The organism is Stenotrophomonas sp. 78350_Sma (assembly GCF_056482105.1).
The window spans coordinates 4,095,448-4,118,854 of record NZ_CM151182.1 but is presented as its reverse complement, the minus strand read 5'-3'; the positions used below and the strand labels follow the sequence as shown (position 1 = coordinate 4,118,854).

The window sequence follows — 23,407 nt, the reverse complement described above, 5'->3', positions numbered from 1 at the left end:
ACCTGACGAGGCGGCTGGAGGTGGGCTCCAATCTTTGGGTTCGGGGTGTCTGGGGCGCAACGATTTATGGTGATTTTGATACGCGTATTGATCATTTCGTTTCGCGGATCTCCGAATTTGCGACGCAAATGACGTATATTGGCGCCATCCGGGACGGCTTGGCGCGCAAGTGGAATACCTATCTGAAGTACTGAAGATCCTTGACGGCGCACTGAAAGCTAACGCCACGATGGCTACTAGCTATGCGGGGCTTCTGGCTGAGAAGCTGGAGTCCGCCGGCGAGCGGGAGCAGGCCAGCTTGGTTCGCCAGCGCCTCATCCGGGCTCCCAGGGCCTTGGCTAGTGCGCAGGATGCGTCTTCACCCAATGGCACAGGGCAATTGCCCGTGGATGGTGAGAGTCGCCTCCACACGGTCGATTACAGCAGGCCTTCCCTCTCAGATATCTTCTTGGCATTACCAAGTGGTGTTGAACGCCGGGTCGAGGACCTGTTGGATGCTGCGCGGCACTACGACCTCCTCGCAAAGGCGGGGGCTGCAGTGCCGCCCCGTATGTTGATCTACGGTCCGCCTGGAACCGGGAAGACTCAAACCGCGCACTGGGTGGCTGCCAAGCTGGGACTGCCTTTGCTCACTGTGCGTTGCGATACGCTGATCAGCAGCTTGCTCGGACAGACCAGCAAGAATCTGCGTCGTGTGTTTGAGTATGCACAGAGTGGTCCGGCCGTGCTTTTCCTTGACGAGGTGGACGCCCTAGCATCTGCGCGTGGAAATGAGCGAGATGTGGGCGAACTGCAGCGAGTGGTGGTCTCGCTACTGCAGAACATTGATGCACTGGAGCCAAGCACGGTGGTGGTTGCGGCCACCAATCATGATGGTTTGCTTGACCCGGCCGTCTGGAGACGATTCGCATTTCAACTTCCGATGCCGTTGCCAGATTCCTCGCTGCGTGAAGAGTTGTGGCGGCGATACTTGGCCAACTTCAGTGCTTCTACACTTGATTACCCTGGATTGGCAGAACGATCCGCCGGTGCTACGGGCTCATTGATTGAACAAGTGAGCCAGGACGCGAAGCGGCATGCGGTGCTTGCTCGCCAGTCCGTGGTAGATGAAGGAGAAACCCATCGCCGGCTGGCATTGGCCATGGCGTTGATGCAAGGTAAAAGCCTGACATCAGTAGATGATGAGGTGCGTTGGCTTCGCCTCTGGGATGCCCGTCGGTTCTCAGTGCGCGAACTGGCTCGCCTCTATGGCGTAACTACTCGCAAAATCAACAATATGATCAAGGAGCTCAAGGAAGATGCCGCGCGAGACGAAGACGACGAGGCTGCCCAAGCCCCAAGCAAATAACCCGTTCTTCCATGTGGCCTTCTCGCCAAGTGACGTTTTTGGCGTGGAGGTGACGGGTGGGGGGTCCCGGGAGTTCTGCGAAGTCGATGGGCCCTATCGAGCACGACTAAACCAGACAGTTCGTGCTGCGGGCGAGCTCGTTGCCGCCAATGCCCGCAACTATCCGGGAATTCCCACGGTCTTGGCGGTTCGACTCCGACCAGAGGCGATTGCCAAGAGCCATCGGCCACTGGCTTTGGCTGCGGTCGCCGACTTGAGTGTGATCGGCCATGCAGAAATCCACGAGATGCTTGTGGAGGCGACTCCACGCGAGATCGAGCTTCTCAGCGAAGCCATCTTCACCCGCGACACCAAGGCTATCCGCGCCAATCTAAGTGCGATTAGCGAGGTCGCTGCGTGGACCGCTCAAGCTAAGCTGCCTGGCGTTCTGAGAGAGGCGCCGCAGCCAATGGTCCGGTCCGCTCTTCGTGCGACCGGCCGAATCTGGATCAAGCTCTTCAAGTACAGGGATGCCCAGGTTCAATCCGCGGCGATTGGGGCACTTGAGGCAGTTCTTGCGGCAGGTAGTGCCACGGGTTTTGTGCTGCCTCAGTTCAAGGGGCCGCCGGTGTATGTGGTCGATGCGGGTGCGACTCTATCTGATGGAACTCTCGATGCTGTAATCGCGTTTCCCGGAGTTCGGTCCGTTCAGCCTGAACCTCAGGCGTCGGTAGCCCCGGGTGAATCAGTAGTTGTGCCCCCATCCGGTAGCACGTTCGAGCGGCAGCCACCTGCAGATGCTCCAATCGTCGCGGTCTTCGATACTGGCGTGCATCCTGGTGCAACGCTTCTGACCCCCTGGGTCAGCTCCACCGAAACCTTTGTCACCAATGTAGACACAAACTACGAGCACGGCACGATGGTCGCATCGTTGATAGCCGACGCCAAGGGGCTCAACGAACAGCATGCTCATATTCCGTCTACTGGCTGTCGCGTGCATGACGTCTGCGGCCTAGAGTCCACGACCGCCAATGTCGGTGATCTGATTCAGCGACTGAGACAAGCGCTGATCAATCAACCTGACATCCGGGTGTGGAACCTGTCGCTGGGCGGAAGGGTGGGTGTTGGCGACACCGGTTTCAGCGAGTTTGCCCAAGAGCTTGACGCCCTGAGCGACAAGCACAACGTTCTATTCGTCGTTGCTGCAGGCAACTACCTTGACATGCCCCGGCGTGGTTGGCCTTGTCCTGGCGGTCTGGCCGATCGTATCTCAAGTCCGGCAGATTCAATCCGATCCCTTACCGTTGGTGCAGTGACGCATCTTGATAGTCCGTCATCGTTTGTTGCTATCGGGGAGCCAGCCAACTACAGCCGCCGCGGGCCGGGGCCAGTGTTCACGCCAAAGCCGGATCTCGTCCACGTCGGGGGAGGGCTGGAACATCCCTGGGAAGCAAGCGCGTTGGGCATCAAGGTTCTGGCGCCAAACAACGGTGTACTGCGAAATGTAGGGACAAGCTTTGCGGCCCCGATCGTTTCAGCAATGGCGGCGCAAACCTGGCGCGCCCTGGGTCATGGTGGTCGCCAGCACGGACTTGTACCGTCCCCCGCGATGGTCAAAGCACTTCTGATTCATAGCGCAGAGCTGGCCTCGCCAGTTCGCCCTCCAGAGCATCGTCGATACTTTGGTGCAGGACTGCCCAGCGATCCGATGGCAGTCCTCTATGACAGTTCAAACAGCTTTACGCTTGTGTTTGAAGTCGACCTGGTGACTGGGACGAAGTGGCGGAAGGCTCAGTATCCGATTCCGGCGTCAATGCTGGTTGGGGGAAAGCTGCGCGGCGAGGTGATCCTCACGGCTGTGTACTCACCACCAGTTGATGGCGCTGCAGGTGCTGAGTACGTCAGGGCAAACCTTGAGGTTGGCTTCGGCAAGTTGGAGCCGGATAGCAACGGAGTAATGCAGTTCCATGGGCGGGCCCCGATGAAGTGGGAGCAGGGCAGCGATGGACTTGAGAGCGCCCAGGTGGAACATGGTGGTAAATGGTCTCCAGTGAAGATCCATCGAAAGGTCTTCTCGGGGACGGCTGGTTCAGACTGGGCACTTCAAGCCAGCATGATGCGACGTGCAAATGAGCCACCAGCACAGGAACCGATGCGTGCGGTGATCATCGTCACTCTTCGTTCGCTCGATGAGGATGGGGACATCTACAACGAAGGTGCTCGCGCGCTCGCATCAGCCAACTGGGTGGCTCAGACGCTGCCCCTCACCGTACCGATCAATGTTTCGACCTGATGGACATTGGCCGGCCTGCCCATTGCGCGGGATCGGCCCTACTCGCCTTTCCTTGCCAGCAGAGGCTCTTGGGGAAGGAGGGAGCCTCCTGCTAGAACTGCGAGAGGTGATCGCATTCGTGCGAATGGCGGGGGAGGTTCGCTGAGAATGCCTGCAAGGGGTGGAGAGGCTACGGTAAGTAGGTCGCTGCAAATTTGGAAAGCGGCAAGACTAGGTCTTCATCCTTTGCATGTCCATTGACGAAGACGGCGCTCTTCCAGCGCTTTACAGCTTCGTTCCAGACCTCGAGGTCACCAATCTCGTAAGTTCCGAGGGCTCGCCGGATTCGGTGTACGTAGATGCCCTTTGTCTTTGGATCCATTGACTCTTTTGGATCATTGGGGCTTTGGTAGATCCCCTCGAAGGAAATCTTGCCCGAACGACGGTCAAAATAGAACGAAAGGAGTTCTGCTGCCGACGGCATGTCAGTCCAATCCTCCCATGCATCAATGTCGTGCCCTAAGCCGTTATTGAGTTCCTCCACCCTCTTGGTGACGCATGCACTGTAGGGTTGATAGTCCAAAGTAATGAAGAGGCTCTTGCTCTTGAAGGCGTTCGGGTTCTCCTTCAGTGCGCTGAGCAGATCGAATGGGTCAACGCGAAGGGCTGGTGGGGCCCGATCGGCTCGCTCGAGCAGGATCCGGGCGATCTCAGGCGAAGATAGGTCTGCTGCCTTCTCCCATAGCGAATCGAACCATCTATTCAGTTTTTTGATCGAATCGGGATCGGCGATCCGTGTGCAAGCCTCGTTCCAGCCGGAATCATCGTCATTCAGGCCGAGGCCGTCGACGGAGGCATTGGCGGACCCCAGGACCGCAGCGGTCGCACCCATGTACACCTTTGCATGGAGGGAGGAAAGGGCGCGCACCGGAAATCCGAGCTTTAACAGCTCACGGATTACGTCTGGGTTGCAGCCGCCAGCTGACAGGTTGCAAAGGATCTTGGCCGAGGATGGATTGAGCTTGTCCAGCCCCAGAGAGCTCGGTGCGCGTTGACCCCAGAACGGGACAGCGATGCGGGCAGGGGACTTGGCGATGGCTCGTCTGATCGCGGTGAGGATTTCGGCTGGAGAAGTAAGTATCGATGCGGCCATGCTCTCCTCGGGGCCATTGAGATGACTCAGCCTAGCAGTGCAAGTACCTGAAATGGAGCCGGGTGAAAGAGCTTGTCGCCTTGCTTGAGGAGGCTAAGCGGGTAGCTCTTATAATTGTCTCTTCGTTTGCCCAATGAACCTGGGGACTCGGAGAAGGATGTGATCAATCAGCATTGGGTAGCTCTTGCGACATCGCCCAGTTGGTTCTGGCTTTGCTGATGATTGATGGACAGCCGTTCGATGGCCGGGGGGGCGATCACTCAGTCTGCGCTGGCCACGAGATGCCGGATGCGTGCCGAAGGTGCTGCCGCTGCGAGACGAAGTCAGCGTTTGAGGTGGCAGCCTGGCGACGAGCGATGGACAAAACTGCGCAATTGAGTGCTTTGTGGTGTCCTCGAGGCAGCTTTTCGCTCAAAAATTTGCTGAAGAAATGGACTAATTTGGATCCAGAAAAATGGGCTTGGATTGGGTTCGAATCCAAAGCCAAGTACTGGATAAAGTGAGTCACATTGTGAGTCGTTTTTTGGCAAGATTCGGGGCAAAGCACAGTAAAATCAATGCTTGTATTGCCTTTGTGAGTCCTGGTGGGCCCACCATATTGACGTTCAATGGCATTCCTGAAGCCATCGGGTGCTTGATTCATGGCCGCATCCAGCGGTATTCAGCGGCGTCCACTTGCATCCACAGGAAAGTGAGTCAGGCTGTGTGCCGGCGGGCGAGAGGCCCCGGACGACTCACAGCAATCTCACCTTTGCCTGGACAGGCAAGGGTGAGCCATCCGGTGCGAAGGGCGCGATCCCAAGGGTGTAGCGCGGCGCTATCGTGCTCGCTCCCGCTGCGGCGGGATGTACGTGCTCTAGCCGAAGGAGACTATCCGAATGACGCCTCTGGTGCAGACTCCATCGCCAAACAGAATCGATGCGGATTGGTGAAAGATCACTCCGGCGTCTTCATGGTTAACAAATGAAATTGCGCAGCTTACGGTCTGTCCTGGCGATATCTTCTTTACGATTCTGTCGTTGATAACAAAGGTGTACCAAGTCGGTTTTCGGTCCAGCGATAGCGCCATGGGCCGAGCAGTTGAAGCCTCCATGGCGACCACGGGGCGTCCTCGGGAGTCCACTAGATCAAGGTGGAGTTCTGCGCGAAATGGGGGGAGGTTGGGGTAGGGGATAGTCATCTTCAGCAACTTGTTTGTTTGATATGAGATCCAGTGCAGATCACCTTGTTCACCTGCGAGCTGGGAATTGCAATGCTCTCCATAGCTTTGCCCGTGTCATTGAATTCGGTGCGTTCGGCCGACTTGACGAGGCTGGCGGGTGCACGCCCTTCGACGACGGTATGAGTGGAGCCAAACCCCCTCGTGTAGGCTTTGGCGAGCGCTTCCGCGTCTGGCCTGTTGTTGACGAATCGCTTGACGCTATCCCCATTCGGCGCTGCAGCAAAATGCCCCAACTTGTTCAAACTAGCGAGTTCTGCTGCGTCGACTGCCCGATACAAGGCTACTGATCCGGCAGAGAGAGATGCGCCACCTAGAGCATCGCCCATTCCAATATCCGCAACAGCAGACCCAATTGAGCTCGCGGTGCTTGGATTGGCTAGTGCCCAAGAGCCAGCGAATCCAGCTGCGGGAAGTGCAAGCACGCCTGCTAAAGAGTATCCGATGGCAGGCCCCATCCAATCGCTGGAGTTGCGAGGCGGGGGCAGAACGGCTCCACCATTGGTGATGTTGTTGACTACTCGAAACGCAGCACCGCTCTCACGTCCATCAGGGTCTATGAATCGATAGGGGTTGCTATTCGCGTACCTGTATCGGTTGAACTGGCCCACTGGACTACCATACGCAGAGACTGGGTCGCTTGAGAGGAATACTCCCAGCTGCGGATCCATGTACCGCTGTTGCATGTAGCTCAGGCCAGTTACCGAATCGCTGACGTGCCCGGTGTAGCCCGGCCCATCCGTGACTTGCTCCCCCACCACCGCCCCATAGGGTTCGTAGTCATAGCGTTTGACCACGGTGCCATTGGCATCGGTCTCGGCCACAACCGAGCCTAAGGCATCGGTGTGGATGTAGGTAACCGTTTGGGCAATGGCTGGCCCGACAACAAGCATGGATGCGACCAGTACCAGTTTGCGGATTACCACGGCAAATGATCTATCGCACATCCTAGCGCTTCTCCCAGACTGCAATCGCCCAATCCGAACAAGTGGATTCGTTGCAAGCTCTGACATAAATGTCTCCCAGGAAGAATCCATCCCACACTTTCTCCAGCACCAGTCCAACGCTGTAGACATTGTTCCACTCCGGGATGTTCTCCCAAGCGGGTTCATACTCCCTTATCTCATAGTACTTTGCACCAACCGACGGAAGCCAGGAGGCCTCAGATCCTGAATTCCAGTCCAGATTTACCGTACGTATTCTTACATTAGTCGGAACAGGTGGCGGAGGCAGCCGCACATCATGGGTAATTGTTTCGCTCCACGGCCCGCACCCACCTTCGCTGCAACCCGCGACACGGTACTGATAACGATTGGGTAGACGCCTGCCAAACGAATGAGAGGCCGTTGCACCGTCGCTGATCACCGACCAGCTGCTACCTTGAACCTGCTCCTGCAGGCGATAGAACGTTGCATCCGGCACTTCATTCCAGCTCAAAAGGTAGCTCCCCGTCGATACGGCAGGCCCAGACATCGTTGGAGCAACACTTGGAACAGGAATAGGGAGATGCCGCACGAATGTGGAGACGCTCCAAGCACCGCACCCCTTCGCATCACAAGCACGAATCTGGTACTGCCTCGCGCCCTTGGGGACACCCGTGAGCGCATAGGACAGAACACTCCCCGTATACAGGGTGCTCCAACTCAGCCCACCATTGGCCGTCATACGAAGTTCATAGCGTGAGGCCTGTCCAACGGCACTCCATGACAGGGTGTAGCTGCCGGTTTCCACGGTCGCCGGTCCCGAGAGGCGCGGCACGGCAAGACCGGTGCTCTTCTCGATCTGGGCTATCAAGTGAGTTCCCAGGCTGATGTACTCGATCTCCTTCATCGTGCGCTTGTTGTCCTGCCTGCGCAGTACTCCGTCATTGCCGTAGAACGACAGAATGTCGCCCTCCTGGTTGCTGTAGCTGCCCACACGACGACCGAGCGCGTCATAGGCGTAGGTCTCCCGCCCGGCCGCATCGCGCAGACGGTTGCCCAGATCAAACCGGAATGCCTCACCATTCTTCTTGGTCAGATTTCCCTGAACGTCGTAGTCCAGGCCAACGATCGCACTGCCATCATCGCGGTTCACGTTGGTCATCCGATTACGGGCGTCATACCAGTAGTTGTGCTGCTTCACGCCACCCAGTTTGGCACTGCGCAGGTTGTCCAGCACGTCGTAGGTATATCGGTAGATCGTGTCGCCGCCAAAGGATGCTGACGTCGCCTGTGTCAGGCGATCCAGCGCGTCATACTGCATCTGCTTTGACCTGGCCGGAGTAATCGCATCGGTAATGCTGGCTACGTTGCCGTTCCTGTCGTAGACAATGCTGCTATCGAGGACGCCAGCATCCACTGCCCTTGCCGGCAGGCCCCGGCCATTCTGGGCCATGCTGTGTGCAATGCCGTTGCCGTAATTGAATGCCCGCAGAGCACCATTCGGGTAGTAGCCGACGCCCGTGGCATAGGATCCGATGCGAGTGGGCTGTCCCAATGCGTTGGGGGCCAGCGCGAGTTGCAAGCCGCTGGGATACTGCAGACTGGCAAGTGCTCCATTGGCGTCGTATCCATATCCCATGGACCAGCTGACGCCGCCTGGCTGCTGCATCGTCTCCCCGATGATCAGACCCCGCTTGCTGTAGGCATAGGTGTTGGTGACCGCCTTGCCAGACGGATTGTTGGTGATCACCTGGGTGGGCAACCCTGAGCTGTTGTACTGCCACGCCTGATCGCCGCTGGCATCAGCAAAAGCCAATTGCTTCAGACGGTTCCTGGCATCGTACGTCCGATCCACCCGGCGCCCTGATGCCTGTGCCGCAGAAGTGTCGCAGCTATCGACCGTTCCCTGCGTAAGCCCCGCCGCCGACCAAGCGAGATTTCCGGCAGCATCGTAGCCCATGGCCATCGCTCCGGTTTCCGGTTCGATGCTTTTGCACAGCTCCTGCTGCGGGTTGTACACATAGGATCGCGTGAGGGCGACACCGCCACTGGCGTCGCGCCGCTTGATTGAGGTGATCTTGCCGAACACATCACGGCCAATGTCCGTGAACGCGCCGCCCGGATGTTCGATGGCAACCGGCATATCGTAGGCCGGAGTGTCATACACCCGGTGCAGGGTCGTACTCGATTGCCCACGGGCATCAGTTGTCCTCACACGCATTCCGGGAAGATAGCTGGTGACTGTCGTCAGCAGGCCCAACTCACTGTCAGACGAACTGGAGGTGGCACGACCCAGTGCGTCAAACTCTGACCACTGTCCCGCGCTCGGGTTGCTGGCCGAATCCGGGTACGATTGGAACGTCGTACGGCCGGCATGATCGTAAGTAAATCGCTGGTAGCGCTGGGTCGCTGCTGGATTGCTTGCATCCTGCTCACGGGTTAAAGCTGGCCGCCACATCGCGTCGAACCAGGTCACCTTGTTCCGATTGCCAGTATTGGTCGTCAGCCGCCAATGGCCTGCACCCAACCCATATTCCACGGCATCCACGCGTTCGAAAATCTGCGTCGTCGGGTTCCAGGCCACCGTGTCGCCTTGAGCAAATGCCTTGCGGGTCTGCCGGCCCATCGCGTCATAGTCAAAGCTTGTCTGGTAACCCAGCTCATTGGTCACCGAGCGGATCCAGCCATTGTCGTCCACGCTGGCCGACATCGATGAACCATCCGCAAAGCCTATCGATTGCGGGATGCCCCTCTTCCAGTTGTTGAGTGTCGTGCTGTTGCCGCGACCATCGGCAAAGCTGGCGACGTTGCCGTCTGCATGGTAGCTCAACGTCTGCAGCAGCTTGCCGAAGTGCCGCTGCTCTGCCGGCATTGCCTTGGCGTTGTAGGAGGTCTGTAGTTCGATCAGACCAGTGTTGTTGTTGGTCTGACTGGAAACCTGACCGAGGAGCCACGCATTGGTATCGTTATAGTAACCAGTGGTATCGGTACGACTGGCACCTTGCGAGCTGCTGCGGGTCACACTTACTGGGCGGCCATAGCTGTCAAAGGAGTTGGCCTGCCAGGTCATCGCCACACCATCCCGCGTGACCTGACGTCGCTGCAGCGGCCTAAGCAGTGCCGAGCTGCCGTCGTTACCTCCCCACGTCCAGCCATAGCGATCCGGGAAGGGCATCGAAGGCATCTGTGCATCTGAAACATACGTCAGGTCTTCAGACTCGAGTACCGTTCCTGCGGCGTTGCCCACACGCCGACCGAGAAGCTTCCCTTCATTGAACCGGAAGACAATTCCGTAGATCTCTTCGATCCAGCTTCCGTCAGGCTGCGTGATTCTCACCGCCTTGGATTGGGTGCAGGTGCTGCAGTAGGAGCCGTTCCCCGCCCAATAATCCTGGTAATCCCCCTTGTCCGTATATGTCCAGCGCATGGGAGCAATGCCCGGACCCTCAATGGTCTTCTCCACCAGGCCAAAATTATCAAAGTAATTGGCAACGGCGAGATACTGAATCATCTGGCCATCACGCGCCTCGTTGATGCAGTAACTCGCAGGAACTCCTGCCCGATAGCCTCGCCCGTTCCGGAAGGAGAATGTGCCGATCGCGCCAGATGGATGCTTCATCTGAAGTGTATAGATCTTATCCCGGAGAGGCGGACTTCCACATCCCTGAGAGGGGTCTTCCGGCCAGTTCTCATAGACGATACGCATGTCGGAGAGATGGTTGATCTCCCACCAGGCGGCGTCCGGCTGGGTAACCCGCTGCAGCGAGTTGCCTGCATACCCGTAAGTCCAAGTTCTGCCATTTGCCGAGGCGCTTTGCAGGCGATTCCCTGCATAGTTCAACGTGATCGAACGCCCATCACTGGACGTGATGCTGGTCGGATGGCCGTTCCCGTTGTAACTGATGCTGACGCTGTTGCCGAAACGATCCTCGATACGACTGGCCAGCAGATAGATCTCCAAGCGTGCCTGGGCAGCGTTGGCGCCGATAGATCCCATCAGCCCCACAACGCGCTCGGTGCCAACGTTGAAGGTGTACTTGATGCCCGATGTGGTCTGCAGGATGAAGCCTTCTCCCTCCAACCCGGCAATCATCGGTGTGCAGCTGACGGTATCCATTGCACTGGTAGTCCAACTCCAGTTCTCGCTCTGACGACTGGCTGGCCTGAGGCCTGCAGGCGGATCACCCATCAGCGATCGCGCCCCCTCCCCGGGAAGGTTGACCGTATAGCCAGACCAGATGTCTTCAATCCGGAATGGTGGCGGCGTATAGGGAATGAAGTTGGCGCTGCAGCGAGGAACTTTCCGAGAACCTCGATAGGTCCACCCATACTGGGAATCGAACACGCCGGAGATGAAGGGAACATCGATGTTCCAGTCACCCGCGCCACCATAGATCAACGGCGACAAACCGTACTCGGGAATGGGCCTAACATTCAATCGGCGTTCAAGACGGACCGGTAGTGCGTTGTTACCTGCCAGGTCGATATCGGTCTGCCTGAAGTATCCGCTCTGGTCATATACATTGACCGCGTCGCCGAACAGCTCTGATGTCAGTGCAGCAACCTGCTCTGCCGAGCGGAGCTTCTTGTCATATTCCTGATAGGGCTGCTGCACGGCCTGTTGTGCTTGCGCGGCGGAGATGATCCCCGCCGCGAGCGCAATCGTTGCGACTGCGCGCCAGCATGAGTTGATCGCAACTTCCGTGGTATCGATTCGCATCCCTGCCCCCTGGTTGTTATGTGAGACTCTTCCACGGCGAGCCGGGAACCGTCAATTTTGAAGTTGTTTCATCCCAGACACATTTGACAGATCGCTGCACCTGGTCAGTGCCGTGCAAGGATCACCTCACAACACAGCTCAGTTCCTGGCTGGCTACCTCGCTTAGGCTGCTCCGGGAATGAGCAGCCTGCCACTCTGGACCCTTCATGATCGAAGCAAGCAGAAGGACCTGAGCAGAAGCATCGAAGATTGAGCAACTCTGCCATGTGCGTTCTGCGCATTCGCCCACAGCTAACGGGCCCGGGAGGAGAACACCCCCAGTCCCTGTTGGTGAATCGCGATCAGCAGACGGCCACCGCCCCCCTCCGACCCATCTTCTCTTTGAGGTAGCTGGCTTGGAGCCGTCCGTGCAGCACGCTGGGTGCCACGACCTTGAGTGGGTATCCATGGGCAAAGGCCCCGATCGCGACTCTTCGCAATCGGGGCAGATGGTTCAGCGGATCCCTGTATGCAAGCGCCAGCCGGGGTTGTAGCGGGTTGCGGAAGCCGGTGAGAACAGCAGGCCATCCGTTGCCTGCCCGTACCGGATTTCCACGTCATCATTTGCCGACTGTATGAGCACGTCGGTGCGCCCATCACCATCGAAGTCGTTGGTCAGCAAGTGATGCCCGGGGCTCCAGCTGGAGACGCTCTGCGCGGAGAACCGAAGACCATCACTGGCTTGGCCGTAGCGGATCTCCGAGTGTCCGTTCACTGCGTAGATCAGAACGTCGTCTCTGCCGTCGCCATTGAAATCACCCGTCAACAGCGTGTGCCCGGTGGACCATAGATCGGCCGTGCTCGGTGCAAAGCGCAAACCGCCGTTCATCTGCCCATAGCGGATCTCAGTGGCTCCGTCGGCGGCATAGATCAGCACATCGCTGTATCCATCGCCGTTGAAATCCGCAATCTTCAATGTATGGCCAGCCCGCCATTGATCATGCTGACCGGGTTCTGCGCGCAGTCCGTCGGTGGCCCGTCCGTAGAAGAGGTCGACCTCACCGTTGGGTCCATACAGCAACAGGTCATCAAGGCCGTCGCCATTGAAGTCGCCAACATGCGGGCGGCTGCCCAGGGCGACCTGCCGTTGCGATTGTGGGGCGAAGCGCAACCCGCGATCACTGCCTCCGTAGCGGATCTCGAAAGCGCCGCTGTCCTGCAGGATGAGTACGTCGCTCCGTCCATCACCGTTGAAATCTCCTGCCATCAGTTGACTGCCCACATTCCATGCAGTGCGTGATGGAAGATGTTCGGTGAATCGAGCGTCAGGACGTCCATAGTGGAGCCGTACGCTACCGTCGCCGCCGTGCACCAGCAGATCGGAGAAACCATCGGCGTCGAAGTCGCCACTGACCAGTTTGGCCGAGGTTGCCCATGGCGCCGAGGGAGCATCCGTCAGGGAATGGGTCACCAGGCCCGCATGGGGGGCCAGCTGTCCGGTCGCCACCGAAGCGCTGCCAGAGGATGGGTTGTATAGGATGACGTCGCCGCCACCATCACCGTTGTAGTCCACCGAGCGCACCGCGGCGCAACTGCCATTGGCGCGGCGGAGACTTCCTGCATGATCGCCACGGGCGGGGCATGCGCGAGGAGCGAACTGCTCGACCTTGACCCAATCCACGACGAAATCGGCAGGGAACACGGTGGCCGCATTGATGCGGTTCTCGACGTAGCTGTCGACCGGTGGTGTTCCCATATTGGTATTCACGTTCACCAGCATCGGCAGGCTGGGAATGTTGCGGGTTGCGCGGAAAGCCTCTACGCCATCGACGAAGTAGGCGACGTGCTCGGGCGTCCATTCCGCTGAGAAAACGTGGAATCCGGCAGAATAGTCATCTCCATACCATTCCAGCGCTGTCTCTCCGTAAATGGTCGTGGAACTGGGATTGCCGCAATTGGTTGGGTCCAGGAACCAGTAGTGCTGCGAATTGATCGCCCGTGGATTGGACTTTTTCAGGCCAGTTGCCTCGAAAATGTCGATCTCCGCGCAGCGGGGAGCGTGCGACTGCAACCAGAATGCGGGAATGACGCCGGGCGTATTGGTCATCTTCACGCGGGCGGAGAACCGTCCGTAGGCAAAATAGCGCGGATAGTAGATACCTCCGGTCTGCAGTTTTCCGTTTGTGAGCCGCTCTGCACGAAGAATGACATTGCCTTGCGATACGAACGCGTTGCCAGGCGTGTAGCTGTAGGGCTGGCCTCCATTCTGATGGAGAATGTCCCCTTCCCAGGGAATCCAGTTCGTCAATCCCAGCTCGTCGAAATGTTCTTCCATCACGGTGATCCACTCGTGCTGGGCGGTCTGGGCCTGCGCAGCTGGCACGACCATGATCGCAGTCGATGCGGCGAGCAAAAGCTTCCTTAACATTGCCAATTCCCTGGTGTAGGGCCGCGAGATGCGGCCGCCTTTGAGTTTGCCAGTTTGGCTGCGACTTCTCAGTGACCAAGGTCGGGGATGAGCAATGCCCGCGGATTGAAGTAAATTGAATATCAATCAAATCAATCATTTGATTTCTTGTTGCGGTTGCTCGCGGCCACCAATCGACCTCGCACGACCGACTGCGGATTGTTGCTTCCCTGCGCATTCCGCCGCTCCGGCTATAGTTGATCCGCACACAAGGATCGAACATGCCTGACACCAACGCAGAGGTGGAAGACTTCACCACCGAGATCGAAGACAGCCGGCATCTGTTCGCCTGGTGCCTGGTGCGCTACGGTCAGATTCCCGAAGCGCTGGCAATCGAACACGCACGCCAACGCTATCCCGACCAGTCCCCCGGCCGCGAGTACGAGCACGCACTGCTCTTCCACGACGAGCCCTGGCACTGGGCGATGCTGCATGTGTTGGGCGAAGGGTACTGGCAGCAGAACCCGGAACTGGCGCAGCCGTCGCTGGCGTACGACACCGAGTCGGATGCGTTGTGCCTGGCCCGCGGTGAGGCGGTTCCCTTGCTGGATGAGGATGAGTATCTCGGTGCGCTTGCGCACGCGCGTCACATGCATGCCTGGACGCTGATCCATCAGGCAGGCATTGCCGAAGAGCAGGCGCAGCAGCAGGCGCTCGAACACTACGCCTACTTTCCGCCGCATCACCGCTGGCGCATGCGTGTCCACGATGCGCGCGCTGCATGGGCCGATGTGATGAGCGTACTGCACATCGAGGAGTACTGGTCACTGCCGGGGCTGCAGACACCGCCACAGGCCTATTGGCATGCGTCGCGTGCGTTCATTGCCGCCAATGGAATCCGCCTGCCGGATGGTCCGGGAAGTGCCTGAAGCACTTCCCGGGCCCTTCATGATCAACTTTCCAGGAACGCCAGCAGGTCGGCGTTGATCCGGTCGGCATGCGTGGTCGGAATACCGTGCGGTGCACCTTCGTAGGTGATCAGCGTGCCGTTCTTCACCAGCTTCGCGGAAAGGACGCCGGAGTCGGCATACGGCACCACCTGGTCGTCATCGCCGTGGATCACCAGCACCGGAATGGAAATACCCTTCAGGTCTTCAGTGAAATCGGTCTGCGAGAAGGCAACGATGCCATCGTAGTGCGCCTTGGCCGAGCCCTGCATGCCCTGCCGCCACCAGTTCCAGATCACCGCGTCCGAGGGCTTCGCACCGGGTCGGTTGTAGCCGTAGAAGGGGCCCGCCGGTACGTCGTGGTAGAACTGCGCACGGTTGGCCGCCAGCTGCGCCTGGAAGTCGTCGAAGACCTCCTTGGGCGTGCCCTGTGGGTTGGCTGTGGTCTTGACCATCAATGGCGGCACCGAGCTGATCAACACCGCCTTGGACACGTTCTTCTCGCCATGGCGGGCGATGTAGCGCACCACCTGGCCGCCGCCGGTGGAATGGCCCACATGCATGGCGCCCTGGGTGCCCAGCTTCTCGACCACGGCGGCAACATCGTCGGCATAGTGGTCCATGTCATGCCCGTCCCATACCTGGCTGGAGCGGCCGTGACCGCGGCGATCATGCGCGACCACGCGATAGCCCTTGTTGACGAAGAACAGCATCTGCGCGTCCCAATCGTCGGCGGTGAGCGGCCAGCCATGATGGAAATGGATGACCTTGGCGTCGCGCGGACCCCAGTCCTTGTAGAAGATCTCGACGCCGTCTTTGGTGGTAACCGTAGCCATTTCAAGGTTCCTCGCTGTTGGGTTTGGAGAACGTCCTGCGTCGCGGCGACCTGCATCGGTGCAGGAGCAGGGACGCTGACGGTGCGTGTCGCGGGAGTGGCCCCAGGCATGCGATTCCTTCTATGCTGGGGCGGCCATCACTCCGCCCGAATCCATTCTTGGGTAGCGCTGTATCAATTGAAATTGGTGGAGGTGACATTCATGGGTATCGAAACTGACAAGCGGATCGAAGTCGCTCTGCTGATCTACCCGGATTGCCAGATGGCGGCCGTCCACGGCCTGACCGATCTGTTCCGGATCGCGAATGAATGGGCGGCGTATCCTCACGAGGATGACCGGCGGTCCTTCATCCGGGTGACGCATTGGCAATGGAACCCGCAATCGGGCCGCATGGAATGTTGCTGGGACAGCGATCCCGGCGATGTGAATGCCCCCGCCTTCGTGATCTCGCCGCCGAGTGTGGCGATGCCTGAGCGCATGTCCGCGATGCCACACGAGGCGCAGTGGCTCAAGGCGCTCCATTCCGGCGGCACGATCATGTGCTCCGTCTGCGCGGGTGCTTTCGTGCTTGCCCAGACCGGCCTGCTTGCACGGCGACGGGTCACGACGCACTGGGCGTTCGCGGGCCTGCTTGCCAGCACCTACACCGACGTCCAGGTGACCACCGAGAATGTCGTCATCGATGATGGCGACGTCGTTACGTCAGGCGCGATCCTTGCGTGGAATGATCTGGGCCTGTTGATCGTCGATCGCACGATGGGCTCCAGCGTGATGCTGGCAACAGCCCGCTTCATGCTCAGTGACGGGATCCGGCAGGACCAGCGGCCGTTGCAGGGATTCCTGCCAAAGCTGGATCACGATGACGCAGCGCTGCTGGCTGTCCAGCGATCCATCCTCGCTGAGCCTGGGCTGCGTCATACGGTGAGTACCCTGGCCGAGCGTGCCCACCTGACCGAAAGAACATTCATCCGGCGATTCCAGAAGGCCACCGGACTCAATCCTGCCGACTACATCCGGCAGGTCAGGATGGCCAAGGCCAGGGACGCGCTGCAGCTCGGCGATATCCCTGTTGCACAACTGGCCTCGACATTGGGATACGACGATGTGAGCGCATTCCGCAAGGCATTCCAGAGCATCGTTGGCATGTCCCCTTCGGCCTACCGGAATCATTTCCGGATCAGGCGGCGCGCACAGCAATGAACATCACCCACGCCGCCCGCGCCCATCAAGGCTGTATCGCCCAGCCCCGGTGCAGGCCAGCAGCAGGAACCCACCGGCCAACCCCATATTCTTCAGGAACATGATCTGCTGGGTCGGGTCGGCAACGTTGTGGTGGAAGATGAAGGCGGTGACCAGGCTGAAGCCCGCAAGCACGATCGATACCAGTCGGGTCTGGAAGCCCAGCAGGATGCACAGGCCGCTGCCGATCTCGAAGGCGATGGTCGGCCACAGCAGGATGCCGGGTACCCCCATGGCTTCCATGTAGCCCTGGGTACCGTTGAGGTCGCCGAGCTTGCCGATGCCGGATACCAGGAACAGCGCCATCAGCAGGATGCGCGCAAGCAGGTAGGCGAGCGAATGCGGTGAGTTGCTCACGTCGGGTTCCTCGGAGATGGCTGGCGAAGGCGATCGGAGCCCACCGGCAGTGAAGCCCGTGTCTACGCAGCGGGCAAGGCGCCTTGACAGCTGGCCGCCCGCAGGAGACCTTTCCACCATGACGATCGATATTGAATCGCTCAGCCTTCGGGAGCTGGGCGCCTTGGTGGTTGCCGCTGAACAGCGGAAACAGCTCATTTCCAGCCGCCGTCCGGCCAGCGCGGTGCGGCGGATGTTGAAGGCCGCCGCGGCCGAAGCCGGTTACACCCTCGAAGAACTCTTCGGTGGCGAAGCCTCGGAAACACCTGCGCCCGCCCGCAAACCCGCCCGCCGTAAATCCGGCAAAATCGCGCCCAAGTATCGCGACCCGGAATACAAGCGCCTGACCTGGACCGGTCGCGGGCGCATGCCGCGCTGGTTGGCGTCCAAGGTGTCGATGGGCCACAAGGCCACCGATTTCCTGATTCCTGGCCTGGCCAGACCGACCGCCGGCAAGACCAGCACCATCGGCAAGCGGACCGTCATCAAGAAGGGATGAGGCTGCGGCACTGTTACCCTGCCCGGGTCTTTGAACGAAGGAGTGCGGGATGGCACACGAGGGTGGCATGACGATCACGCCGAAAGTCCTGTACACAGCGGCAGGCGCGGCCGTGCTGGTCAGCCTGTTGGCCTGGGCGGTGGAGTGGAGCGGGATGGCCTATGTCTGCCCGTACTGCCGCGTACAACGCACGGTGATCGGTGTGCTGGGCGTGCTGACATTGTTCGCGCGGCCGGGTGGCATCGTCGTACCCTGGCTTGCATTCGCCAGTGGCGGCTTCGCGTTCGTGGTCGCGGCGATGCAGCACTTCAACGGCTGGAAGCGCATTTCCGCCGGTGATTTCAGTTTCAACGCGCAGTGGTACATCGATCCATGGCTGCTGTCAGGCTGCGCGATGCTGATCCTGGTGGCGCAGCTGATGCTGGTGCAGGCCGCCTGCCGGCCCAGGTTGCGCTGAGTGTTTCCACGCATGGCGTGGAACTACCCGTTCTGGAATACCGCCAGCTGCGCCGCGAACGCGCGCTGGTAGGCGGGACGCTGCGTCGCCCGTGCCACATAGGCCAGCAGCAGCGGGTACTCGTCGAGCAGGCCACTGCTCTTCAGGCGCAGCAGCACCGAGACCATCATCAGGTCGCCCACGCTGAACCCGCCGTCCAGCCACGCCGCCGCGCCCAACCACGCGGACAGCTGTGAGAGACGCGTCCGCACGCGCTCGTCCAGCATCACCAACCGCTGTGCATACCAGGGCTGCTCGCGCTCCAGCACCCACGCCATGGAGCGCTCGACGATGGGCGGCTCCACCGTGTTCAGCGCGGCGAACACCCACATGACTGCGCGCATGCGCGCGTCCGGATCGAGGGGCAGCAGGCCAGAGTGCAGCTCGGCCAGGTGCAGGACGATTGCGCCGGATTCGAACAGGACCTGATTGTCCTCCTGCCAGGTGGGAATCTGCCCGAACGGGTTCCGTGCCAGGTGCGCGGGCTGCTTCATCTCGGCGAAGGTCAGCAGCTGCACGTCATAGGGCACGCCCAGCTCCTCCAGCGCCCAGCGTACGCGCATGTCGCGGGCCAGGCCCTGGCCGCGGTCGGGTGAGGTGGCAAAGGCGGTGAGAATGGGGGACATCGCGGTGCTCCTGCAGGCCGGAAGGCCTGCCTCTCCTGTTTCGACGTACCAAGGGGGCGGAAATCGACAGCACCCGATGCTCTCTTCACCTCGCCGAAGCAGTTGCGGTCATGCGTCGATGGATGGGCATTCGAGGATCGAGAGGCCCCCGGCACCCCGTACACATCTGAGCCGGGTCACGGGCGTGTCATCTCCACGCATGGGCGGATGTCCTGCACGAGGAATGCACGTCACGTCGACGTTGTGCAATGTCGTTTCGCTTCAGTCTGGCAGCTCCTTTCCCGGCATATACAGGAGGCCACCGATGAATACGCCTGGCAAGCCGAAACCGACCTGGAAGCAATGGCATGTGCTGCTGGTGATTCTGGCGATAGCGCTGCTGATCAGCCTGATCATCGTCATCGCGCCATGGTGAGGCATGCATTGCACGCTCATTTTCCGTGAACATCGATGATGCCGGCAATGAAGAAGTCAGCACGTGTTCCGGATGGTGACGTGCACATCAATCCGCACTCACCCAGCCGGCACGTGCAGCTGTCCAGAGTGGTGTCCGAAGGCAGCGTGATCGCGCTGCCATTCTCCACCGACTTTCGAGCACACAGGAGCGACGCCATGAGCACCCAGTCCACCATCGAACATCGCCTCAACGACCTGATCGAGATCGCCCGCGATGGCAAGTCCTTCTATGAAGAAGCCGCAACAAAGGTAAAGGATGCCGAACTGTCGGCACTGTTCACCCGCATCGCCGGGGTCAAGGCGCGGATCGTCGCGGCACTGAGTGGTTCGGTTGCCGCCAGCGGTGGCAAGCCGGCCGAGCACGGCACCATGGTCGGCTCGATGCAGCAGTTCTACGGCAAGGTGCGCGCCGCGTTTGGTGATACCAACTACGGTTACGTGGCCGAACTGGAAGAATCCGAAGACCGACTGCTGGGCGCGTTCAAGGATGTGCTGCAGGACAACGATCTGCCGCCGGCGGTGCGCCAGGAAGTGACCCAGCTGCTGCCGGATGTGCAGGAGTGCCACAACGTCATGCGGGCACGCAAGCACGCCATGAAGGCCGCCTGACGCCCAGCGCCGGGCGGCCCATCGCGGCCGTCGAGTTCCGCAGGCGCATCATTGTCCGGGAACCTTCGCAGCCCACCAGGGCTGCGAAGGGCCGGGCGTTCCGCCCCGTTTTCATGGTTATACTTGGCCGAGTCCAGGGAACAGGCACGGCATGACGAAGGGGGCTTCGTCCATCATCAGCGTCAACCGCCAACCGGATGCAGCCGCGTCCGGTTTTCTGCGTGTGCGCGGTTTGCCGTGATGTGTGCCTCGCCGGTCCTTCCGGTGCCTGGTCCTGGTTGTCCCATCGCCATCCATTGCGAACAGGCCCACTGATGATGCGTCGAGTTAATGCACTTTCCGCAATGATGTTCCTGGGCACGTTCGTTGGAAGCGCCGGGGCGCAGTCTTACAGCAAGACCAACGTCATCACCTATCACGATGATCTGTCGAAGTGGGTGCTTGGCCAGGTCCGGACGTCGGTCAACCAGGACACGGGCCGGATCGAGTCCCAGGTGGATTATGACCCGGCCACCGCGAAGCCCCAGCGGATCTATGCCTTCGGCCAGCTCCAGCAGACCATTCACTACAATGGTGATGGTACCGTTCGCGCCGTGGTGGATGGGCGTGGCAATACGGTGAGCCTGTCCGGCTGGAAGCGAGGCATCCCCGGAACCATCCAGTACGCGGATGGTTCGTCCCAGTCTGCCGGCGTGGATGACAATGGCTGGATACGGTGGATCACCGACGGCCGGGGCAACACCACGCGTTACGACTACGACGCGATGGGGCGCATGTCGCTTGTCGACCATCCCGACGGCGATACGGTGGACTGGGCGTCCACCACGACACAGTTTGCCCAGGTGGGCGGCGCCGAGTACGGCATTCCTGCCGGCCATTGGCGGCAGACGGTCAGCACCGGCAATGCGCGCAAGGTCACCTACTACGATGCGCTGTGGCGCCCATTGCTGGTGCGCGAGTACGACGCGGGCAACGAGGCCGGCACGCAGCGGGCCTCGGTGACCGCCTATGACACGGAGGGGCGGGTCACCTTCCAGTCCTATCCTGTCGCGGGGGTCGGTGCGGTCCAGGACGCCGGAACTGGCGTCCGTACCACGTACGACGCGTTGGGGCGGGTGGTCCAGGTCAGCCAGGATTCGGAGATCGGCGCGCTGGTCACCAGAACCGAGTACCTGCCGGGGCGGCGCGTGCGCACGACCAATGCCAGGGGTATCCCGACTGTCGTGACCTACACCGGTGCAGATGCCGCGAAGCTTGACTGGCCGGTACGTATCGAACTGGCAGAGGGAGCCGTGCTGGACATCCCGCGGGACGTCTTCGGCAAGCCGACGTCGATCACCCGCAGGGCCGGCAATGGCTCGGTGACGTCGACCCGGCGCTATGTCTACGATGCGGCGCAGCGGCTGTGCAAGACGATCGAGCCGGAAACCGGCGCAACCGTATTTGACTACGACGCCGCATCGAACCCGGTTGGAAGCGCGCAGGGCTTGGACCTGTCCGATGCAGGCAACTGCAACCAGGACATTGCCGCGGCGAGCGGGCGCCGGGTGGTGCGTTCCTATGACGCACGCAACCGGCTCGCATCGCTGCAGTTCCCTGACGGCAATGGCAACCAGCGCTGGAGCTACTGGCCCGATGGCAAGGTCAAGCAGGTCACCACGTTGAACGCCGGGGTGGAGACGCACAACAGCTATGCGTACAACCGTCGCGGGCTGCTCATCGGTGAGGTGCAGAGCCCCGCCGATGGCGAAGCGCTGGCGATGGGGTATGCCTACGACGCATTGGGCAACCTTTCCGCGCATCGCTATCCCTCCGGCAACGTGGTCGCGTATGCGCCCAACGCGCTGGGACAGGCCGGGCAGGCGGGTTCCTACGCCGTTGGCGTGGGCTATTACCCCAACGGGGCGATCCGTCAGTTCACCTATGGCAACGGTATTGTCCACACGATGGTGCAGAACGCGCGCCAGTTGCCGGATGTAAGCCAGGACGCGCTTGGTGCAACCCGGATCCTCAGCGATGGCTACGACTACGATGCGGTCGGCAATGTGATGGCAATCACTGACGGTGCCACGGGCCGCAACCAGCGTGGCAACCGTAATCTGGGCTATGACGCGCTGGATCGGCTCGTTTCGGCGTCCTCACCCATGTTCGGCTCGGCGAGCTACAGCTACGACGCCTTGGACAACCTCACGCGCGTGACGATTCTCGGCCGTGACCATCACTACTGCTATGACAACGCCTGGCGTCTGACCAACGTGAAGATCAACGGTTGCGGAGGGGCGACCGTGGTCGGCCTGGCCTACGATGCGCAGGGCAACCTGCGGGCGAAGAACGGACAGCAGTTCGCCTTCGACTTCGGCAACCGGCTGCGTACGGCGGCAGGTTCCGAGAGCTACCGTTACGACGCTGACGGACGCCGCACGCAGACGGATTCGTCGCTCGGACGGATCACCTCGATGTACGACCACGCCGGCGTCCTCCGCTACCAGGCGAGCGAGCGCGAGGACAAGCGGACCGATTACATCACGCTGGGCGGGAGCCTGGTCGCCAAGGCGGCGATGCCGATGCGGCATTCGCCGGCGGCGAAGGACTTCGTTGGCTGGTCACCTGTGGCCTCTGCCGTCCGCTACGTCGTCGAGGAAAGCGTGGACGGGGTGACCTGGACCACGGTCTACGAAGGCAACGCGGCGAACTGGACGTCTGCGGCACGCCCTGCCACCAGCTATGCGTATCGCGTGCTTGCCTGTGGCGCCACGGGGAGCTGCACGCCGGTGTCCGATGTCTCGCATGTCCAGCGTCCGCAGGGCGACATCGTGCCCCTGCTGTACCAGCTGCTGCTGGGCTGAGCGTAGCGGACCGCACGTGCCGCAGCGCAGCGGAAACCGGTTATTCATGACAGGGGAACGAGCAACATGGATGGAGTACGTGCTGTATCGCGCCTGCGTGGCGCCATCGGCGGCAAGGTGTTGTTGGCGCTGATGGCAGTGCTGGGAACTGTCCTGGCCTCAACGGCAAATGCAGAGCCTTACAATCTGGAAGGCCATCGGATCGTATCCGTCGCAACGGGCTGGGGCGGGGAAGGGTTCTACCTCGTGACGCAGGGTGTGCTTCCTGCGGGCTCGGATTGTGGTGGTGGCAATCGCCTCATTCTTCTCAATGATCATCCGATGCAGAGGGAGATGGTGTCGATGCTGCTCATCGCCTGGCAGAACAAGCTGCGTGTCGGGTTGCGTGTCGACGGCTGCATCTCGGGGACAATGCAGCTGAGGGCCGTGACGCTGCCTGATGTCTGAATCCACAGGG

Annotated in this window: 17 protein-coding genes; 9 read left to right on the top strand and 8 right to left on the bottom strand. The window is 60.4% G+C overall.

The genetic code is table 11. The features are described from left to right. The first annotated feature begins 169 nt into the window (after nucleotides 1-169). Nucleotides 170-1,348, top strand: a complete 1,179-nt coding sequence (gene iteA / locus ACZK4H_RS18945; protein WP_251101610.1) for an anti-phage ATPase IteA — start codon at nucleotides 170-172, stop codon at nucleotides 1,346-1,348. Next, nucleotides 1,299-3,620: a S8 family anti-phage peptidase IteS gene (iteS, locus tag ACZK4H_RS18940; protein ID WP_197970339.1), complete on the top strand. Its 2,322-nt coding sequence runs from the start codon at nucleotides 1,299-1,301 to the stop codon at nucleotides 3,618-3,620. The genes iteA and iteS overlap by 50 nt, the downstream gene beginning before the upstream one ends. 169 nt (nucleotides 3,621-3,789) lie before the next feature. On the opposite strand, the gene ACZK4H_RS18935 is transcribed toward iteS, so the two are convergent. The 5 genes from ACZK4H_RS18935 to ACZK4H_RS18915 all read right to left on the bottom strand — a co-directional run bounded on the left by ACZK4H_RS18935 (nucleotide 3,790) and on the right by ACZK4H_RS18915 (nucleotide 14,021). Continuing rightward, nucleotides 3,790-4,752 (bottom strand): phospholipase D family protein, encoded by a 963-nt coding sequence (locus ACZK4H_RS18935; RefSeq protein WP_478473004.1) that lies wholly within the window; start codon nucleotides 4,750-4,752, stop codon nucleotides 3,790-3,792. A gap of 256 nt (nucleotides 4,753-5,008) precedes the next feature. Further along, a complete protein-coding gene (locus ACZK4H_RS18930; protein ID WP_478473003.1) occupies nucleotides 5,009-5,395 on the bottom strand; it encodes a hypothetical protein in 387 nt (128 codons plus the stop codon). A 539-nt stretch (nucleotides 5,396-5,934) separates the two neighbouring features. Next, a complete protein-coding gene (locus ACZK4H_RS18925; protein WP_239503825.1) occupies nucleotides 5,935-6,897 on the bottom strand; it encodes an RHS repeat domain-containing protein in 963 nt (320 codons plus the stop codon). Between the two features lie 22 nt (nucleotides 6,898-6,919). Then, the gene (locus tag ACZK4H_RS18920; protein WP_099603869.1) at nucleotides 6,920-11,614 is read right to left on the bottom strand and encodes a wall associated protein; all 4,695 of its coding nucleotides are present in this window, start codon (nucleotides 11,612-11,614) and stop codon (nucleotides 6,920-6,922) included. 493 nt (nucleotides 11,615-12,107) lie between these two features. After that, a complete protein-coding gene (locus ACZK4H_RS18915; protein WP_099603868.1) occupies nucleotides 12,108-14,021 on the bottom strand; it encodes an FG-GAP-like repeat-containing protein in 1,914 nt (637 codons plus the stop codon). Between the two features lie 260 nt (nucleotides 14,022-14,281). On the opposite strand from ACZK4H_RS18915, the gene ACZK4H_RS18910 reads away from it, so the two are divergent. Continuing rightward, nucleotides 14,282-14,929 carry a hypothetical protein gene (locus tag ACZK4H_RS18910; protein WP_099554636.1) on the top strand — a complete coding sequence of 216 codons (648 nt, stop codon included), beginning with the start codon at nucleotides 14,282-14,284 and terminating at the stop codon, nucleotides 14,927-14,929. A 23-nt stretch (nucleotides 14,930-14,952) separates the two neighbouring features. Here the strand turns inward: ACZK4H_RS18910 and ACZK4H_RS18905 are convergent, their stop codons facing one another. After that, nucleotides 14,953-15,783 carry an alpha/beta fold hydrolase gene (locus ACZK4H_RS18905; protein ID WP_099554638.1) on the bottom strand — a complete coding sequence of 277 codons (831 nt, stop codon included), beginning with the start codon at nucleotides 15,781-15,783 and terminating at the stop codon, nucleotides 14,953-14,955. A 201-nt stretch (nucleotides 15,784-15,984) separates the two neighbouring features. Here ACZK4H_RS18905 and ACZK4H_RS18900 point away from each other — a divergent pair, with 201 nt between their 5' ends. Continuing rightward, on the top strand, nucleotides 15,985-16,983 hold the full coding sequence (locus tag ACZK4H_RS18900; protein WP_197577823.1) for a GlxA family transcriptional regulator: 999 nt from the start codon (nucleotides 15,985-15,987) through the stop codon (nucleotides 16,981-16,983). 3 nt (nucleotides 16,984-16,986) lie between these two features. On the opposite strand, the gene ACZK4H_RS18895 is transcribed toward ACZK4H_RS18900, so the two are convergent. Next, nucleotides 16,987-17,379 carry a DoxX family protein gene (locus ACZK4H_RS18895; RefSeq protein WP_099554641.1) on the bottom strand — a complete coding sequence of 131 codons (393 nt, stop codon included), beginning with the start codon at nucleotides 17,377-17,379 and terminating at the stop codon, nucleotides 16,987-16,989. 118 nt (nucleotides 17,380-17,497) lie between these two features. Between ACZK4H_RS18895 and ACZK4H_RS18890 the strand changes: the two genes are divergently transcribed. Together ACZK4H_RS18890 and ACZK4H_RS18885 are read left to right on the top strand one after the other, a co-directional pair. Further along, entirely contained in the window at nucleotides 17,498-17,917 is a 420-nt protein-coding gene (locus tag ACZK4H_RS18890) for an H-NS histone family protein (protein ID WP_099554644.1), read from the top strand. A 49-nt stretch (nucleotides 17,918-17,966) separates the two neighbouring features. Further along, nucleotides 17,967-18,374, top strand: coding sequence for a hypothetical protein (locus ACZK4H_RS18885; protein ID WP_099554646.1), 408 nt, complete (start codon nucleotides 17,967-17,969; stop codon nucleotides 18,372-18,374). 23 nt (nucleotides 18,375-18,397) lie between these two features. On the opposite strand, the gene ACZK4H_RS18880 is transcribed toward ACZK4H_RS18885, so the two are convergent. Then, nucleotides 18,398-19,039 carry a glutathione S-transferase family protein gene (locus ACZK4H_RS18880; RefSeq protein ID WP_099554648.1) on the bottom strand — a complete coding sequence of 214 codons (642 nt, stop codon included), beginning with the start codon at nucleotides 19,037-19,039 and terminating at the stop codon, nucleotides 18,398-18,400. Between the two features lie 612 nt (nucleotides 19,040-19,651). Between ACZK4H_RS18880 and ACZK4H_RS18875 the strand changes: the two genes are divergently transcribed. The 3 genes from ACZK4H_RS18875 (at nucleotide 19,652) to ACZK4H_RS18865 (ending at nucleotide 23,397) form a co-directional block, all read left to right on the top strand. Then, a complete protein-coding gene (locus tag ACZK4H_RS18875; RefSeq protein ID WP_005411167.1) occupies nucleotides 19,652-20,104 on the top strand; it encodes a PA2169 family four-helix-bundle protein in 453 nt (150 codons plus the stop codon). Nucleotides 20,105-20,448: 344 nt separating this feature from the next. Beyond that, nucleotides 20,449-22,950, top strand: a complete 2,502-nt coding sequence (locus ACZK4H_RS18870; protein ID WP_239503826.1) for an RHS repeat domain-containing protein — start codon at nucleotides 20,449-20,451, stop codon at nucleotides 22,948-22,950. 66 nt (nucleotides 22,951-23,016) lie between these two features. After that, nucleotides 23,017-23,397, top strand: a complete 381-nt coding sequence (locus ACZK4H_RS18865) for a hypothetical protein (RefSeq protein ID WP_099554650.1) — start codon at nucleotides 23,017-23,019, stop codon at nucleotides 23,395-23,397. Nucleotides 23,398-23,407 lie beyond the last annotated feature (10 nt).